This is a genomic window from Pseudomonas sp. R1-7 (assembly GCF_051132105.1).
Taxonomy (GTDB): domain Bacteria; phylum Pseudomonadota; class Gammaproteobacteria; order Pseudomonadales; family Pseudomonadaceae; genus Aquipseudomonas.
Genome location: NZ_CP071661.1, coordinates 607,667 through 624,320, shown reverse-complemented (window position 1 = coordinate 624,320; position 16,654 = coordinate 607,667). Strand labels below are relative to the sequence as shown.

The window sequence follows — 16,654 nt, the reverse complement described above, 5'->3', positions numbered from 1 at the left end:
CAATTTCACGGACAAAGAGCCGAGCTCAGTGAACCGGCCCACGCCAGTCAAAACCGACAATTTCTTCCTGCTGATCTTCCGTGCATTGCGCCATCGCCGCGTGCCGATTGCATTGCGCATCGCCAGCCATAACGTGATCCTGGTCGCCCTGGCCCTGGTCATCTATGCCTGCGTGATGGGCCTGCAATTCAAGCAGGCCATGCACGAGCAGGCGGATGCCCTGGGCGAAAGCCTGACCACCCAGACCGCCACGTCCGCCACCGAGCTGCTGGTATCCAATGACATCCTCAGCCTCAACGTGCTGCTCAACAACCTGACCAAGAACAAACTGGTCGCCCACGCCGCCATCTACAGCGTGGACAACCGCATCCTCGCCGAGGCCGGCCAGCGTCCCAAGCCTGGCCTACTGGGCGAAACCGGCGGCATGTACCAGAGCAAGATCACCTTCCAGGACGTGACTGCCGGGCAACTGCGCATCAGCCTGGACATGGACCAGTTCCAGCAACCGATGACCATCAGCCTGCAAAGCATGGGCATCCTCAGTGCAATCCTGCTGGCGTTGGCCCTGGCGTTGAGCCTGCGCCTGGGGCGGCACATCTCCACGCCGCTGCTGCAATTGCGCGTCTGGCTGCGGGACATCGACGAACACACCCCGGCGACCCAGCGCCAGGACGAAATCGGCGATCTCGCCCGGCAACTTCACGCCAGCTTCGCGCCGGAACCTGAGCCTGTGCCGGAGCCGGAGGAGATCGATTACGCCGACGATGACGATGCCGAACCCGGCTTCGAGGTGCGCAACCTGCGCGACCCAGGCTTCGACGAAACTGCACCGATGCCCGCCTCACGACCTGCGCCGCGCCACGTCGCGCGTACCGTGGAAGACGAGGAAGACGACGACGCCTTCGCCGACTTGCGAAACGACACGGTTGGCGGCACCCCGCAACCGGCTGTCCGTCCCGCCGCCTCGAACGTGCCCCAGCATAGTGCCGTGCTGGCTATTCAACTGGGCGCCCAGGACCAACTGCGCCGCCTGCCCCAGGCCCGCCTGAAGGAACTGCTCGAACGCTACCGCGACTGCCTCGATCAGGCCGCATCGCTTTATCAAGGCGAATTGCACACCTTGAACGACGGCAGCACGCTGATGTTGTTCCACACCGAGGACAGCGGCGACGACTACCTGACCAATGCCATCTGCTGCGGTGAACTGCTGCGGGCACTGGGTCACCAGTTGCAAATCGAAGTCGCCGACAGCGGCATCACCCTGCAATTGCAACTGGGCCTGACCTTGGGCGACGGGCTGTTCGGCTTGAGCCAGATTGACCTGCTGCTGACCGAAACCGCCCAGGACGCATTGGCCCTGTCCCAGCACAGCCGCAACCTGCTGTTGGTGGAACGCAAGATCAATGATGACGCCCTGATCCGCCAACGTGCACGCATCCGCCCTATCGCCAGCCCCGAAGGCGCTTGCTGCGTGGAGCGCTTGATGGAGCCTTATCCGTCGATGCTGGAGCGACAACTGGCGCGGATGCATGAGCGCCAGGCCTGAGGCATTGGACCTGAAATAACGAAGCCCGCAGATGAGTGATCATCTGCGGGCTTTTTTGTTGCCTTCACTGCCGCCATCGCGAGCAAGCTCGCTCCCACAGGGATCTTCATGCGACCGTAGATCTCCTGTGGGAGCGAGCTTGCTCGCGATAGGGCCAGGACAGGCACTGAAATCCTTGGAGCCAGAAACAACAAAGCCCGCATCAACGCGGGCTTTGTTTTATGTTCCTCAAACCATCAGAACCGGAACACTTCCATGTCGGTACGAATCGGCAAGGCCATGGGTATCTTGTCCTTTTCCTTTTCCACCGGCTTGGCCGGGGCAGGAGCCGCCTTGCGCGGGACTTCCGCGATAGGTGGCTGGTTGGCCAGGGGCTTGAGCGACACGGACAACTGCTCGGCCAGGCGCTGCAAAAGTATGCCTTGTGCCTGGACCTGCGCCGCGGTGGTGCCCGCGTGTTGCTCTTGCAAGTGAACGATGCGGTTCTCGCGAACCTTGCCGCGACGGTCGATCAGACGCCACTGGGCATCGAGTACCGCAGGTTCGGATTTGCCCGAATCCAGGCGGGTAATGGACAACAAGACCTGCACGTCCGGCGTGAACCCCTGGGTAGCAGGGGCCAGCACTACGCGCTGGCTGTCCAGGTGCCCAGCAACCTGGCGCAGCAATAATTGATCGATGTCCGAAGACAGACTACCGGCCCAACGACCATCAGTGGCGGCTTGCAAACTGCCGTCCGGTTGGCGTTGCAACAAGGTCTCACGCTGAAGGTAATCAGCGATCAGAACCGGGCCGAGCAATACGGCCATGCCCGTGCTTTGCGCAGGCTGGGCCGGGGTGCCGCTGTCCAATTGGTACAGCGACACCGGCTGGTTCATGCTGCAGCCCGCCAGGCCAAGTAGGCCGGCGAGCCACAAAATAGGAAGGCGCAGAGCAGTCATCGTCTCGTCCAGGTGGCGGCCACAAGGCTTACCACAGTGAAAAATACTCGGTCATTATGAAGAACGCTCGGCCACGCCGGCGCTTGAAAGGGCCTATCATCCGTGAATATGCGTCCCGACTCCAGCGCCAAAGTTCCGATCTGCGGCTTTTAATCGCGGACCGAGCCCTCTAGCACGCTCAATTGAGGTTTTCGACGAGCAGCGCATCCACCCGCTGAAAACCCCTTGGAAGCTTGTTGCCCCGCCGACCGCGTTCACCTTTGTAATGCTCAAGATCGTCCGCTTTCAGTGAAAGCGTACGCTTTCCAGCCTGCAGCACAAGCGTGGCACCCTCCGGTATCACTGCAATATCCGTGACATATTCCTCACGACTCGCCACCCGTTCGCCGGAAATACCGATAATCTTGTTGCCTTTCCCTTTTCCGAGCTGTGGAAGGTCGCTGATCTTGAACACCAGCAGCCGGCCTTCCGTGGTCACCGACGCCAGCCAATTGCTCTCGCGATCGATGACCGGACGCGGCGCAATGACCTTGGCGTTGTTCGGCAGACTCAACAGCGCCTTGCCCGCCTTGTTCTTGGCTTGCAGGTCCTCACCCTTGACGACGAACCCGTACCCGGCGTCCGACGCAATAACGTACAGCCCGTCATCATCAGGCATCAGCACACATTCAAAAGTTGCACCCGGTGGTGGCGTCAGACGACCGGTCAGCGGTTCGCCCTGGCCCCGGGCCGACGGCAAGGTGTGGGCCGGCACCGAATAACTGCGCCCGGTGGAATCGATGAACACCGCGAACTGGTTCGAACGCCCCGGCGCCAAGGCCTTGAAACCATCCCCGGCTTTATAGGAAAGCCCGGCGGCGTCAATATCATGACCCTTGGCCGAGCGCACCCAACCTTTTTCCGAAAGCACGACGGTCACTTTCTCATTCGGCAGCAGGTCGTGCTCGCTCAGCGCCTTGGCTTCGGCGCGCTCGACGATTGGCGAGCGACGGTCGTCGCCGTAGGTTTCGGCGTCCTTGAGCAGTTCGGTGCGCACCAGCTTCTTGAGCTTGGCTTCGCTGCCCAGCAAGGCTTGCAGCTTCGCCTGTTCCTTGAGCAACTCATCCTGTTCGGCGCGCAGCTTCATCTCTTCCAGCCGCGCCAACTGGCGCAGGCGAGTATCGAGGATGTAGTCAGCCTGGATTTCGCTCAGGTCAAAACGGGCAATCAGGCTGGCCTTGGGGTGCTCCTCGGTGCGGATGATGTGAATCACTTCATCCAGGTTGAGGTAGGCAATCAGCAAGCCGTCCAACAGGTGCAGGCGGCGCTCGACCTTGTCCAGGCGGAATTGCAGGCGCCGGCGCACGGTCTTGACCCGGAACTCCAGCCATTCCACCAGCAGCGCCCGCAGGTTTTTCAGTTGCGGCTTGCCGTCCAGGCCGATGATGTTGATGTTGACCCGGTAGCTGGACTCCAAGTCAGTGCTGGCGAACAGGTGCTGCATCAGCGCGTCGTGGTCGACCCGGCTGTTAACCGGGATGATCACGATGCGGCACGGGTTTTCGTGGTCGGATTCGTCGCGAAGGTCAGCGACTTGTGGTGCTTTCGACGGTTTTGCCTGCATCATCGCGGCAATCTGTTCCAGAACCTTGGCCCCGGAAACCTGGTGCGGCAGGGCGGTGACGATGATGTCGCCGTCTTCGATGTGATACACGGCGCGCATGCGCACCGAGCCACGACCGGTCTCATAGATTTTGAGCAGGTCAGCGCGCGGCGTGATGATTTCGGCTTCGGTAGGATAGTCCGGGCCCTGGATGTGCTCGCAGAGCTGTTCCACCGTGGCTTTCGGCTCGTCCAACAGACGCACGCACGCCGTCGCCACTTCCCGCAGGTTGTGCGGCGGCACGTCGGTGGCCATGCCCACAGCGATACCGGTGGTGCCATTTAGGAGGATATTCGGCAAGCGTGCCGGTAAAACCAGGGGTTCATCGAGCGTGCCGTCGAAGTTCGGGCCCCAGTCCGCAGTGCCCTGGCCCAGTTCGCTGAGCAGCACCTCGGAATAGCGCGACAGCCGCGCCTCGGTGTAACGCATGGCCGCGAAGGACTTGGGATCGTCCGGCGCACCCCAGTTACCCTGGCCGTCCACCAGCGTGTAGCGATAGCTGAACGGCTGGGCCATCAACACCATGGCCTCGTAGCAGGCCGAGTCGCCGTGGGGGTGGAACTTACCGAGCACGTCACCGACGGTACGCGCCGATTTCTTGTGCTTGGAGTCGGCATCCAGCCCCAGCTCGCTCATGGCGTAGACGATCCGCCGCTGGACCGGTTTCAGGCCGTCGCCGATGTGCGGCAAAGCGCGGTCCATGATCACGTACATGGAGTAGTTGAGGTAGGCGTTTTCGGTGAAGTCAGCCAGCGACCGGCGTTCCACGCCGTCTAAGCTGTCTGCAAGAATGTCGCTCATGCGGGCCTCATCAGTTCGTTGTCTGGCGCAGCAGCATGGTGCCGTCGCGCTGGGTAAATTCAAGTTTGTTCAGGGCGCTCATGCCCAGCAGCACTTGCGTGCCACCCAGGCCGGGCGCCACCAGGGCACGGACATCGCGCAGGACGATGTCACCCAATTGCAGCCGGTCGATGCGGGTGCGGTAGCCCTTGCTCACACCGTTGGCGGTACTCAACGTCACGCCGAAACCTTTTTCCAGCTCGAGGCGTTCGGCCAGTTCCAGCGGAATCGCCACGTCGGTGGCACCGGTGTCGAGCATGAAATCCACCGGCTGGCCGTTGATCTGGCCGCTGGCGACGAAATGCCCCTGTCGGTTGCCGACCAGTTTTACCTCGATAAAACCTTCGCCTTTTTGCGAATGCACCTGGGCATTGGGAGTGAGTTCCCGCTGCTCCCACTGGGCAAAAAACCGCGTTGCCAGAAACAGCGCCGCGCACCAGGCCAGGATCATCAATACCCGGCCGGCGCGCTTGCCCGGCGGCTGCTGGCTCACGGCGACGCGCTCCAGCCACCGTCGGGCGCGGCAAAGTGCCAGACGATCGGCCGCTGTTCGCCATCGGCACGCGTACCGTCGTTGTTGTCCAGGCCGATCCAGGCGCCGTCGGCGTCCACCACCAGCGCTTCGGCCAGTCCGTAGGGCTGGGGGTAACGGCGCTCGTCCTGCAGGGCCTCGGCGGCGAACGACCAGCAGCGCTCGACCTTGGCCGTCTGCGCATCTCGCCGGCAGATCTGGTAGGCGTTGCGTTCCAGGGTAAACAGCTTGCCGTCGAACAATGACAGGTCGGCGAAATCCCGCGAAACCGCCTTGGCCTTGGGAAACTGCGCCGGTTGCATTTCCTGGCCCGCCTCGCTGAGCAGCACACAATTGCCGTCGCAGTCCCACACCGTTTGCTGACGCTTTATCGACAGCAGGCCACGGCGCTCACGCTCGGCCGCCAGCCAGAGCCTGTCGCCGGCAGGGTTGACCGCAAGGCCTTCGAACAAGGCGTTGAAGTGCAACAACATGCCACTGCCCCGCGCCTGGCGGATCATGCTCGGGGCAATTTTCAGCCAGGATGCGGCGCCGGTCGGTGGTATTTGCAGCACGGCCGCATGGGACTCGCTGACCAGATAGCGATTACCGGCGCTGTCGCAACTGATGCCTTCGAAATCCAGCTCGCCCCCGCGCAGGAACGACGCCGCCCAGGTTCGCGACCTTATCCCCCAAGGCAAACCGTTGTCCGGCACCTCGGGCACCTCGATTCCAACCGCCTCGACCTTCCAGACCGACGCACCAGAAGGCACGAAGCGATAAAGCTGGTCATCGTCGCGATCCGACACCATCCACATCTGGCCACCGCACAGCGCCAACCCGGACAGGTTGCCACCGCGCATGCCATCGACGGCGTGCTCGGACAACAACGTGAGCTCCGGAGCGGACTCGGCGACTGCAACCCCCGCCCACAGCCAAAGCGCCAGGGCGAAACCATTGCGCATCAGGCCAGGACCTCGGCCAAGTCACCCTTGGATTCGAGCCAGGACTTGCGATCGCCGGCGCGTTTCTTCGCCAGCAGCATGTCCATCATTTCCGAAGTCGCGGCAAAGTCATCCAGGGTCAGTTGCACCAGTCGACGGGTGTTCGGGTCCATGGTGGTTTCGCGCAACTGCGGCGGGTTCATCTCGCCGAGGCCCTTGAATCGAGTGACCTGGGGCTTGCCGCGCTTCTTCTCGGCGACCAGGCGATCAAGGATGCCGTCGCGCTCGGCTTCATCCAGGGCATAGTAGATTTCCTTGCCCAGGTCGATGCGATACAGCGGCGGCATCGCCACGTAGACGTGGCCGGCGTCCACCAACGGGCGGAAATGCTGGACGAACAACGCGCAGAGCAACGTGGCGATGTGCAGGCCGTCGGAGTCGGCGTCAGCGAGGATGCAGATCTTGCCGTAACGCAGCTGGCTCATGTCCTCGGCGCCTGGATCGACCCCAATGGCCACCGCGATGTTATGCACTTCCTGGCTGGCCAGCACTTCGCTGCCGTCCACTTCCCAGGTGTTGAGGATCTTGCCCCGCAGCGGCAGGATCGCCTGGAACTCCTTGTCCCGCGCCTGCTTGGCCGAGCCGCCGGCGGAGTCACCTTCCACCAGGAACAGCTCGGAACGCATCGGGTCCTGCCCGGCGCAATCGGCGAGCTTGCCCGGCAATGCCGGCCCTTGGGTGATGCGCTTGCGCTCGACTTTCTTGCTGGCCTTGAGACGACGACCGGCGTTGTTGATCGCCAGCTCCGCCAGGGCCAGGCCGGTTTCAGGGTTGGCGTTGAGCCAGAGGCTGAACGCATCCTTGACCACGCCGGAAACGAATGCCGCCGCTTCACGAGACGACAGGCGTTCCTTGGTCTGGCCGGAGAATTGCGGCTCCTGCATCTTCATCGACAGGACGAAGGCAATACGCTCCCAGACGTCTTCCGGCGCCAGCTTCACGCCACGGGGCAGCAGGTTGCGGAACTCGCAGAACTCGCGCATGGCGTCGAGCAAGCCTTGGCGCAAGCCGTTGACGTGGGTGCCGCCCTGGGCCGTCGGGATCAGGTTGACGTAGCTTTCCTGGACACTTTCGCCGCCTTCGAGCAGCCACAACAGCGCCCAATCCACGGCTTCCTTGTTACCGGCCAGGCTGCCGCAGAACGGCTCGTCGGGCAGGCGTTCGAAACCGCTGACCGCGTCCACCAGATAGGAGCGCAGACCGTCTTCGTAATGCCATTCGACTTTCTCGCCAGTGGCCTTGTCCTCGAAACTGACCAGCAGCCCCGGGCACAACACGGCCTTGGCCTTGAGCACATGCTTGAGGCGGCTGACGGAAAACTTCGGTGAATCGAAATACTTTGGGTCCGGGGCGAAATACACGCTGGTCCCGGTATTGCGTTTGCCGACGGTGCCGACCACTTCCAGCTCGGTGGCCTTGTAGCCATCGGCGAAGGTCATCTGGTATTCGTTGCCATCACGCTTGACCCGCACCCGCACCTGGGTCGACAAGGCGTTGACCACGGAAATACCCACTCCGTGCAGACCGCCGGAGAACTGGTAGTTCTTGTTGGAAAACTTGCCCCCGGCGTGGAGCTTGGTGAGGATCAGCTCGACGCCCGACACACCTTCTTCAGGGTGAATGTCCACTGGCATGCCGCGGCCGTCATCGCTGACTTCCAGCGAGTGATCGGCGTGCAGGATGACCTGCACCGACTTCGCATGCCCGGCCAAGGCTTCGTCGACGCTGTTGTCGATGACTTCCTGGGCGAGGTGGTTCGGCCGACTGGTGTCGGTGTACATGCCGGGGCGCTTACGCACCGGGTCGAGGCCCGAGAGGACTTCGATGGCGTCTGCGTTATAAGAGCTAGCGCTGGGAGTGGCCATGGGGTCTCGTCGTCAGTGTTCAATGAAAAAGGGGCGATGGGTTCACAGCGACGTGAAGTCGATCGCCTGGTACAAATCGGCGCCAATGCCGGCAAAACTCAACAGCGCCGGCAACTGCTGGGCAAACCCTTGGAAACTGTGGTCGCCGCCGGCCTGGATGCGCAAGGCACAGGCGCGGTAGTACTGCTGGGCGTGGCGATAATCCAGCGTTTCGTCACCGGTTTGCAACCATACCTGAAACCGCTGCGGATCCCGGGGCGCCGGCACTTCCAGCTCGGCCAGGGCCGCCACGTGGTCGTGGGTCAACTCCCAGGTTTCGTCGGTGTATAAATTCTTCTGCGTGCCCAGGTAGCCGTCGAACATCCGATGCGGGTTGACGGCAGGGTTGATAAACAGGGCCTTGAGCCCGTGGCGATCGGCCAAGTGAGTCGCATAGTAGCCGCCGAGCGAGCTGCCGACCAGCAGTGGCCGGCCCAGTTCTGTAATCGCCTGTTCCAGCTGACCGATGGCCTGGCGGGGGTGGTGGTGCAAGGCGGGCACTTGGATCTGGTCGCTGAGGCCCAGGCGCGCCATCACGTCGACCAGTTGGCAGGCTTTGGTCGATGCTGGGGCGCTGTTGAAGCCATGGATATAAAGGATCGAACCCGACATTGCCGACTCCCTGGGTGTTGGGCAAAGGCCGGAGTTTACAGGGAGTTCGAGGTGGTTTGGGGTGTTTTGAATAACACTCCGCCTTTGTGGCGAGGGAGCTTGCTCCCGCTGGGCTACGCAGTAGCCCCAAACCGGCAATGCCCCATCTGACTGACAGAACGCGGAGCCTGCTCTGGGGCCTGCTTCGCAGGCCAGCGGGAGCAAGCTCCCTCGCCACGGGGGCTTTGTCAGCCTTGAAACCTCACAGTCTCGGCTCGACGATGTCCAACGCCCGATTCGCCAGCAACTCACCCAATTCGATCATCTGCTGCACTCCCAAGGCGAAATGCCGGCGCGAGCCCTCCAGATCGAAAGCCAGGTCGCCGAGCATGGCGTTGGCCGAGGCCAGGGTTTCGCTGAGGTTGGCCAGGAGGGTTTCGGTGTCTGCGCTCTTTGCGACAGTGAACAATTGACCTGAGGGCTTCTTCTTTTTGGCTTGAGGTTTGGGGTCGAGATAAAGATCGATGGCACGCTTGGCGGCTTCATCAAGCATTGGAGGAATCTGGCTGGCTTCGGGAGAAATGGAATCTTTTTTTGTTGGCCCAGAGTTATCTTCAGACATGTTGGCGCTCCACTAGGATTGAAATAACGCCCTTCTACTTTCGGGTTTCCAGGCCCGGCCGCTGAATTTGCAGCGACGGGAAAAGACTAGCGACAGCCCTTCCCACCCGGCAACCGCCAGAGCTCGTCGGAAAAATCTGCTGCAGCCCGGAGGGTTGTCCGACCATTCCCACAATCCAGGTCGGCTGTCAGGCAGCCATCGCGAGCAAGCTCGCTCCCACACAGGTTTTGGGTCGTTTATAAGATCAGTGTCCACCGCCGACCCCCTGTGGGAGCGCGGTCCCACCGAGAGCCAGGTCGGCCCTAAGGCCGCCTCGGCTTGGCTTTTGATCTTGAGGCCCCGTTAACCACGATGGCCGAACGCAGGCATTGCGCAGTGGGCATCCCGGCATGGATGCCGGGATAGCCGCGCTGGGCCATGGATGGCCCTTCGCGGCGGGCCCACGGAGCAATGCCGGAGAGAGGGCATGCCGAGCCTAGGCGAGGCACCGAGTGGTGGGGCAAGCCTTTTTTGCTTACTTTTTTTGGCGTTTGAAAAAAAGTGAGCCGCCGTAAGGGCGGAACCCTAAGTAGCCGTTACCGCAGAAATGGATATGTACTCAATCAGACCGCCATCGCGAGCAAGCTTTGCTCCCACAGACCTGATAGGTGTACAGCAGGGAGAGACAGGCCGGCTGTAAGGCCGCCTCGTCACCCAAGTCAGTAACCGTTGGAGCCATAGTCCGGGGTAAACGCAAACCCAACCACCCGCTCAACCCCCGTCTCCAACCGCCCATCCGGCAAAAGCCGCAACCACCGATACCCCGGCGCCTGCGAGCCCAACGCAAAATCCTCACTCCCCGGCTCAAACTGAATACAGGTCGAAGGCGAAGCCAACAAACGAACCCCCTCGCGCACCCGGTCTATCTCCTGATGCACATGCCCCCACAAAACCGCCCTAACCTGAGGAAACCGATCCAACACCGCGAACAGCGCCTCAGGATTACGCAACCCGATCGGCTCCATCCACGCACACCCAATCGACACCGGATGATGATGCAGGCACACCAGATGATGCCGCTCCGGCGCCTCGCTCAAGGCATTGGCCAACAGGACCAACTGCTCCTCGGCCAAAAAACCCGGCACCGAACCTGGCACGGCCGAATCGAGCAGAGTCACCCGCCAATTGCCAATGTCCACCACCGGATCGAGCAACGTACTCTTGACCGCCGCCTCAAGCATCACCTGCGGCTCATCATGGTTGCCGGGAATCCACCGCGCCGGCGCGTCGATTCGCGCGGTCAGTTGCCGGAACGCCTCGTAGGATTCCAACGTGCCGTCCTGGGACAGATCCCCAGTGGCGAGCATCAGGTCGATATTGGGCTGCTGTTCAAGCACAAGGTCAACGACCGCCCGCAAGCTGTCCCGGGTATTCATGCCCAGCAACGAGGCTTCGGTCTCGGCGAACAAATGGCTGTCGGACAGTTGGACCACCAGTGCCGCATCGGCCGTGGTCAAGCTGGATACGCTCGGCAAATCGCTCTCTCCCAGGCGCAATGACGCCGTTGCATGAAGCGGCAATTATGCTGGGGACGATCGAAAGGGGAAACCCGCGAACCGGAACCGGTTCACAACTACCGTACGACTTCGAACTCGTGGCCCAGCGCCAGGCAATGACTCAGCCACTCGCCCAGGAACAGGTTCAACTGGGCTTTTTCATCCGGCTGGTGCATTGACGCATTGGGATAAGGATAGATGCCACGAAAGCGCCGTGCATGCTCGGCGCTGACCACTTCGGCCATGCGGGCATCGTGATAGACCTGCACTTCCAGTTGCGGCACCGGCAGCCAGGGCAAGCTGTGTTCCTGGCGCACCTGCAAAGTGGTGGTGTAAGGACAGGTTTGCAGCACTTCAAGGGCCAATACCCCGAGCATCTGGTCGCCGTGGGTCACGGCGATGCGACGCGGTGCCGGATCGTTGCGCATGTCCGGCAACAAGCGCATCAGGCGGGCGTAATTGGCCTCGCAGGCGGCCTGCAACCCCACCAGATCGACGCGATAACGATCGCGCAGCTTGTTCAGGACCATAGCCCCCTCACTTCGTCACGGTTCAAGGCCAGCCATTGCAAGGCAATGATGCTGGCCGCGTTGCAGATACGACCGTCGCGCACCGCTTGCAGCGCGTCTTCGAATGCCCAGACCTTCACGCGGATATCTTCAGCTTCTTCCAGCAGGCCATGCAGGCCGCCGGCCCCCGTGCTGTCGCAACGCCCCAGGAAAAGATGCACGAATTCATCGCTGCCGCCCGGCGATGGAAAATACTGGGTCATCGGCCAGAGCGCGGCGAAGACAAGCCCAGCTTCCTCCTGCGCTTCGCGATGAGCAACTTCTTCCGGTTGCTCGTCCTTGTCGATCAGGCCAGCCACCAGTTCCATCAGCCAGGGATTGGCGGTCTTGCCCATGGCGCCGACGCGAAACTGCTCGATGAGGACCACTTCATCGCGCTGCGGGTCGTAGGGCAGGACGCACACCGCGTCATGGCGGACGAACAGCTCGCGGCTGATTTCACGGCTCATGCCACCGGCGAACAACTCGTGGCGCAGGTGCACGCGATCAAGTTTGTAGAACCCCTTGAAGCAGTTCTCGCGCTTGACGATCTCCACGGCGCTCGGTGTGGCGTTGGCGAAATCGGTCATGACAATCCTCGTGTGCAATGGATCAGTTCGAGGTTCCAACCTCGGCTTCGCGCCATCCTAACGCGCCCGTACCGTTTGATGCAGCCCCTTTCCGGTCATCGGGATAGACGGCTGCCTTTAAAATTACTCTAATGAGCTTAGTGGCGAACTGATTGCCCTGCCGACAGTCGAAGCGGGTAACTTTTTGCCTTTCCCTGTTTCACGAAGGACGCCCATGTCGCTTTTCAAAATTGCTTCCCTGGCCGCCATTGCCCTGACCCTGGGTGCTTGCCAAAGCCTGTTCCAACCCAATTACCGAGCACCGCTGGAGACCACTCGCGATGCGTCGGAGCAATTGCAGCCCGGCTGCGCCAGTGCCGACTGCCCGCTGGTGAACATCGATACCCTGCACTTTCCCGCCGAGCCGGCCCTGGACGGCATCATCGAAAAACGCCTGTTGCAAATGACCCGCACCAGCCCGGACGCCCCGGTGGCGCCGACGCTCGCCGCTTATCGCGAGCAATTCTTGCGCAGCGCCGCACCGCGCAACAGCAGCTATTTGCAGGCCAAGGTACGTGAGCAACATGACGGCCTGGTGATCATCGAATTGTCCAGCTACCTGGACACCGGCGGCGCCCACGGCACCCCGGGCCGCGGTTTCATCAACTATTCACGCCAACAACACAAGGTGCTGACACTGTCGGACATGCTGCTGCCGGGGCAGGAAGAGGCGTTCTGGAAGGCCGCGCAAGTCGCCCACAACAGCTGGCTGATCAGCACCAAGCTGGATCAGGAACCGGAGTTCGTCAAACAGTGGCCCTTCCAGAAGACACCGCATGTAGCGCTGACCTACGGCGGGGTGATCCTCAAGTACGAAGTGAGCACCATCGCGCCGTACGCCCTGGGCCACATCGAACTGAAGATCGCCTATCCGCGCCTCAACGGCATCCTCAAGCCCGAGCTGTTTCCCGGCCGTAGCTGAAAGCCCGGCCCAACAACAGTTGCAGCAACCCTGCCAGGATCAGCGACGGCAGGGTTGCGCCGACGTCCGGATAAAAGTTGGCCAGCAGGTGGTAAGTGCTCACCCCACCCAGCCAGGCCAACAATGCCGGCCAGCGCAACGCGGCTGACAATACCTGGCTGCTGCGTTTGCGCAGGATGAAATGGTCCACCAGCACCACGCCGAACAGCGGCGCGAACACCGAACCGATCAGCAACAGGAAGTTCTGGTATTGCGCCAACGGCGCGAGGCAGGCGATCAAGGTGCAGATGACGCCGATCGCCAACGCCAGGTGCTCGACCTTCAACCCCGACAACATGCCCGTCGATACCGCCGCCGAATGGATGTCGGCAAAGGCGTTTTCCGACTCATCCAGCAGAATCAGCAGCAGCGGAATACCCAATCCAGCACCCGCCAGGGCCAGCAGCAACGCATTGACTTCGCCGCTCGGCGCGAACGCCAGGGTGTAGGCCACGCCCAGGCTCATCAGCCAGAAGTTACCAATGAAGAAACCCACGGCAGTACCGCCGAAGACGTTCTTGGCGCGCTTGCCGAAACGCGAGTAGTCGGCGATCAGCGGCAACCACGACAGCGGCATCGCGATGGCGATATCGAACCCCACCGCCAACGGCATCGAACCATCGCCCGCCTGCGCCCACAGCGCGGCCAGGTCAGCCTTGGCGAACAGGTTCCAGGTCAACCAGATGCAGGCCGCCAACAGCAACCAGATGCCCCACTTGCGCAGGACCTTGCGCACAAAGGTCAGCGGCCCGCTCACGGCGAGCAAAGTGGCCAGGGCGCCGAAGAACAGCGTCCACAGCAGTGGGTTCGAACCCAGGCTGCCTTCGCTGAAAGCCCGGGCACCCAGCAGGCTGGCGGCGTCGCGCATGACGATGATTTCGAACGAGCCCCAGCCGATCAGTTGCAGCAGGTTCAACACCGCCGGCACGCTCGCGCCCTTGCTGCCGAGGCTGAGCTTCAGCGCGGCCATGGCCGACAGGCCGGTGTCGCTGCCTATCACCCCGACCGCCGCCAGCAGCAGGACGCCCACCAGCGTGCCGAGGAAAATCGCCAGCAACGAACCGCTCAGGCCCAGGCCCGGCGCGAGCAAGGCGCCGACCTGCAAGACCATCAGGCCGATGCCGAGGGAGAACCACAGGGAAAACAGATCGCGGGCGCCGAAGACGCGTTTGTCCAGGGGGACTGCGGCGTCTGGGGAGTAGGTGCTGGGTTGGATGTTCAAGGGTTGTTATCTCAGGGGGATATTTGTTGTTTTTTTGGCCGCTATCACGAGCAAGCTCGCTTCCACAGGGGGCCTGCTGCGTGCACAAATCTTGTGAACAACAGAAACCCACTGTGGGAGCGAGCTTGCTCGCGATGAGGGCAATGAAAACACCGCCCTCTTCAGCTCAAATCACACTTTCTTGTAAAGCTGACTACCTTCCTTCTTGAACCGCTCAGCCTGCTCCGCCAGGCCCTGGGCAACGTCCACGTCCACCGCTTCAATGCGCTGGTTCGCCGCGTACTCGCGCACTTCCTGGGTGATTTTCATCGAGCAGAATTTCGGCCCGCACATCGAGCAGAAATGCGCCACCTTGGCCGAGTCCTTCGGCAGGGTTTCGTCGTGGTACGAGCGGGCAGTGTCCGGGTCGAGGCCGAGGTTGAACTGGTCTTCCCAGCGGAACTCGAAACGCGCCTTGCTCAAGGCGTTGTCGCGGATCTGCGCGCCCGGGTGGCCCTTGGCGAGGTCGGCTGCGTGAGCGGCGATCTTGTAGGTGATGATCCCGGTCTTGACGTCATCCTTGTTCGGCAAGCCGAGGTGTTCCTTCGGCGTGACGTAGCAAAGCATGGCGCAACCGAACCAACCGATCATAGCGGCACCGATGCCGGAAGTGATGTGATCGTAGCCCGGCGCGATGTCGGTGGTCAGCGGGCCGAGGGTGTAGAACGGCGCCTCGTCGCAGCATTCGAGCTGCTTGTCCATGTTCTCTTTGATCAGTTGCATCGGCACGTGGCCGGGGCCTTCGATCATGCATTGCACGTCGTGCTTCCAGGCGATCTTGGTCAGCTCGCCGAGGGTTTCCAGCTCACCGAACTGCGCTTCGTCGTTGGCGTCGGCAATCGAGCCCGGACGCAGGCCATCGCCCAGCGAGAAGCTGACGTCGTAGGCCTTCATGATTTCGCAGATGTCTTCGAAATGGGTGTAGAGGAAGTTCTCCTTATGGTGCGCCAGACACCACTTGGCCATGATCGAACCACCACGGCTGACGATACCGGTGACGCGCTTGGCGGTCATCGGCACATAGCGCAGCAACACGCCGGCATGGATGGTGAAGTAGTCGACGCCCTGCTCGGCCTGTTCGATCAACGTGTCGCGGAACAGCTCCCAGGTCAGGTCCTCGGCGACGCCGCCAACTTTTTCCAGGGCCTGGTAGATCGGCACTGTGCCGATCGGTACGGGCGAGTTGCGGATGATCCACTCGCGGGTTTCATGGATGTGCTTGCCAGTGGACAGGTCCATGACCGTGTCCGAACCCCAGCGGATGCCCCAGGTCAGCTTCGCCACTTCTTCTTCGATGGACGAACCCAGCGCACTGTTGCCGATGTTGCCGTTGATCTTCACCAGGAAGTTACGGCCGATGATCATCGGTTCCAGTTCGGTGTGGTTGATGTTGGCCGGGATGATCGCGCGGCCACGGGCGATTTCGTCACGCACGAATTCCGGGGTGATGACTTTCGGCACGCTGGCGCCGAAGCTGTGGCCGGCGTGTTGCTGGTCCAGCAGGCCGGCGGCGCGGGCCACTTCCAGTTTCATGTTTTCGCGGATGGCGACGTATTCCATCTCGGCGGTGATGATGCCTTTGCGCGCGTAATGCATCTGGCTGACGTTGGCACCCGGCTTGGCGCGACGCGGATTGTTCACATGGGCAAAGCGCAGCTTGGTCAGCTCGGGGTCGGCCAGGCGTTCCTGGCCGAAATTGGAGCTCAGGCCGGCAAGACGCTCGGTGTCGCCACGGGCTTCGATCCACGGCGAACGCACATCGGCCAAGCCTTTGCGTACATCGATGATCACGTTCGGGTCGGTGTATGGGCCCGAAGTGTCGTAGACCACGACCGGCGCGTTGATTTCGCCGCCGAAGTCGGTGGGGGTCACGTCGAGGCTGATTTCGCGCATGGGCACGCGGATATCCGGGCGGCTGCCCTGGACATAGATTTTTTGCGAGCGGGTAAAGGGTTGGACCGATTGCTGATCGACCTGGGCCGATTCACTGAGGTTGGTCGCGTTTTTTGATTTTGTCGTCATTACGGGCTCTCCAGACACACATCCAGGCAGTGGATTTTTGTCGGAGCGAACCTGTAGCGAATGGACGCGCCCCTGCACGAAAGTGCGGACGCTGTGC

14 protein-coding genes are annotated in these 16,654 nt (G+C 61.8%); 2 read left to right on the top strand and 12 right to left on the bottom strand.

Going from position 1 to position 16,654, the window contains the following annotated elements; all coding sequences use genetic code 11:
- Positions 1 to 28: 28 nt before the first annotated feature.
- Positions 29 to 1,546: an AhpA/YtjB family protein gene (locus tag J3P79_RS02800; RefSeq protein ID WP_434607987.1), complete on the top strand. Its 1,518-nt coding sequence runs from the start codon at positions 29 to 31 to the stop codon at positions 1,544 to 1,546.
- Between the two features lie 236 nt (positions 1,547 to 1,782).
- Here the strand turns inward: J3P79_RS02800 and J3P79_RS02795 are convergent, their stop codons facing one another.
- The 10 genes from J3P79_RS02795 to J3P79_RS02750 form a co-directional block, all read right to left on the bottom strand.
- Positions 1,783 to 2,487, bottom strand: a complete 705-nt coding sequence (locus J3P79_RS02795; RefSeq protein WP_434607985.1) for a PqiC family protein — start codon at positions 2,485 to 2,487, stop codon at positions 1,783 to 1,785.
- Between the two features lie 178 nt (positions 2,488 to 2,665).
- Positions 2,666 to 4,930, bottom strand: coding sequence for a DNA topoisomerase IV subunit A (gene parC / locus J3P79_RS02790; protein WP_434607983.1), 2,265 nt, complete (start codon positions 4,928 to 4,930; stop codon positions 2,666 to 2,668).
- 10 nt (positions 4,931 to 4,940) lie between these two features.
- Positions 4,941 to 5,462: a retropepsin-like aspartic protease family protein gene (locus J3P79_RS02785; RefSeq protein ID WP_434607981.1), complete on the bottom strand. Its 522-nt coding sequence runs from the start codon at positions 5,460 to 5,462 to the stop codon at positions 4,941 to 4,943.
- Positions 5,459 to 6,445: an esterase-like activity of phytase family protein gene (locus J3P79_RS02780; RefSeq protein WP_434607980.1), complete on the bottom strand. Its 987-nt coding sequence runs from the start codon at positions 6,443 to 6,445 to the stop codon at positions 5,459 to 5,461. The genes J3P79_RS02785 and J3P79_RS02780 overlap by 4 nt, the downstream gene beginning before the upstream one ends.
- Positions 6,445 to 8,349 (bottom strand): DNA topoisomerase IV subunit B, encoded by a 1,905-nt coding sequence (gene parE, locus J3P79_RS02775; RefSeq protein ID WP_434607978.1) that lies wholly within the window; start codon positions 8,347 to 8,349, stop codon positions 6,445 to 6,447. The genes J3P79_RS02780 and parE overlap by 1 nt, the downstream gene beginning before the upstream one ends.
- A 42-nt stretch (positions 8,350 to 8,391) precedes the next feature.
- Positions 8,392 to 9,000, bottom strand: a complete 609-nt coding sequence (locus J3P79_RS02770) for a YqiA/YcfP family alpha/beta fold hydrolase (protein WP_434607977.1) — start codon at positions 8,998 to 9,000, stop codon at positions 8,392 to 8,394.
- Positions 9,001 to 9,241: 241 nt separating this feature from the next.
- Entirely contained in the window at positions 9,242 to 9,601 is a 360-nt protein-coding gene (locus tag J3P79_RS02765; protein WP_434607975.1) for a DUF6124 family protein, read from the bottom strand.
- A gap of 698 nt (positions 9,602 to 10,299) precedes the next feature.
- Positions 10,300 to 11,115: a 3',5'-cyclic-AMP phosphodiesterase gene (gene cpdA / locus J3P79_RS02760; RefSeq protein ID WP_434607972.1), complete on the bottom strand. Its 816-nt coding sequence runs from the start codon at positions 11,113 to 11,115 to the stop codon at positions 10,300 to 10,302.
- A 98-nt stretch (positions 11,116 to 11,213) separates the two neighbouring features.
- Positions 11,214 to 11,666 carry a DUF1249 domain-containing protein gene (locus J3P79_RS02755; RefSeq protein ID WP_003186471.1) on the bottom strand — a complete coding sequence of 151 codons (453 nt, stop codon included), beginning with the start codon at positions 11,664 to 11,666 and terminating at the stop codon, positions 11,214 to 11,216.
- Positions 11,657 to 12,274 carry an NUDIX domain-containing protein gene (locus tag J3P79_RS02750; RefSeq protein ID WP_434607969.1) on the bottom strand — a complete coding sequence of 206 codons (618 nt, stop codon included), beginning with the start codon at positions 12,272 to 12,274 and terminating at the stop codon, positions 11,657 to 11,659. The genes J3P79_RS02755 and J3P79_RS02750 overlap by 10 nt, the downstream gene beginning before the upstream one ends.
- A 214-nt stretch (positions 12,275 to 12,488) precedes the next feature.
- Between J3P79_RS02750 and J3P79_RS02745 the strand changes: the two genes are divergently transcribed.
- Entirely contained in the window at positions 12,489 to 13,235 is a 747-nt protein-coding gene (locus J3P79_RS02745) for a DUF3298 domain-containing protein (protein WP_039592511.1), read from the top strand.
- Here the strand turns inward: J3P79_RS02745 and cytX are convergent.
- Together cytX and thiC are read right to left on the bottom strand one after the other, a co-directional pair.
- Positions 13,204 to 14,496: a putative hydroxymethylpyrimidine transporter CytX gene (gene cytX, locus J3P79_RS02740; protein WP_434607967.1), complete on the bottom strand. Its 1,293-nt coding sequence runs from the start codon at positions 14,494 to 14,496 to the stop codon at positions 13,204 to 13,206. The genes J3P79_RS02745 and cytX overlap by 32 nt on opposite strands.
- Positions 14,497 to 14,667: 171 nt before the next feature.
- On the bottom strand, positions 14,668 to 16,557 hold the full coding sequence (thiC, locus tag J3P79_RS02735) for a phosphomethylpyrimidine synthase ThiC (protein WP_431080523.1): 1,890 nt from the start codon (positions 16,555 to 16,557) through the stop codon (positions 14,668 to 14,670).
- Positions 16,558 to 16,654 lie beyond the last annotated feature (97 nt).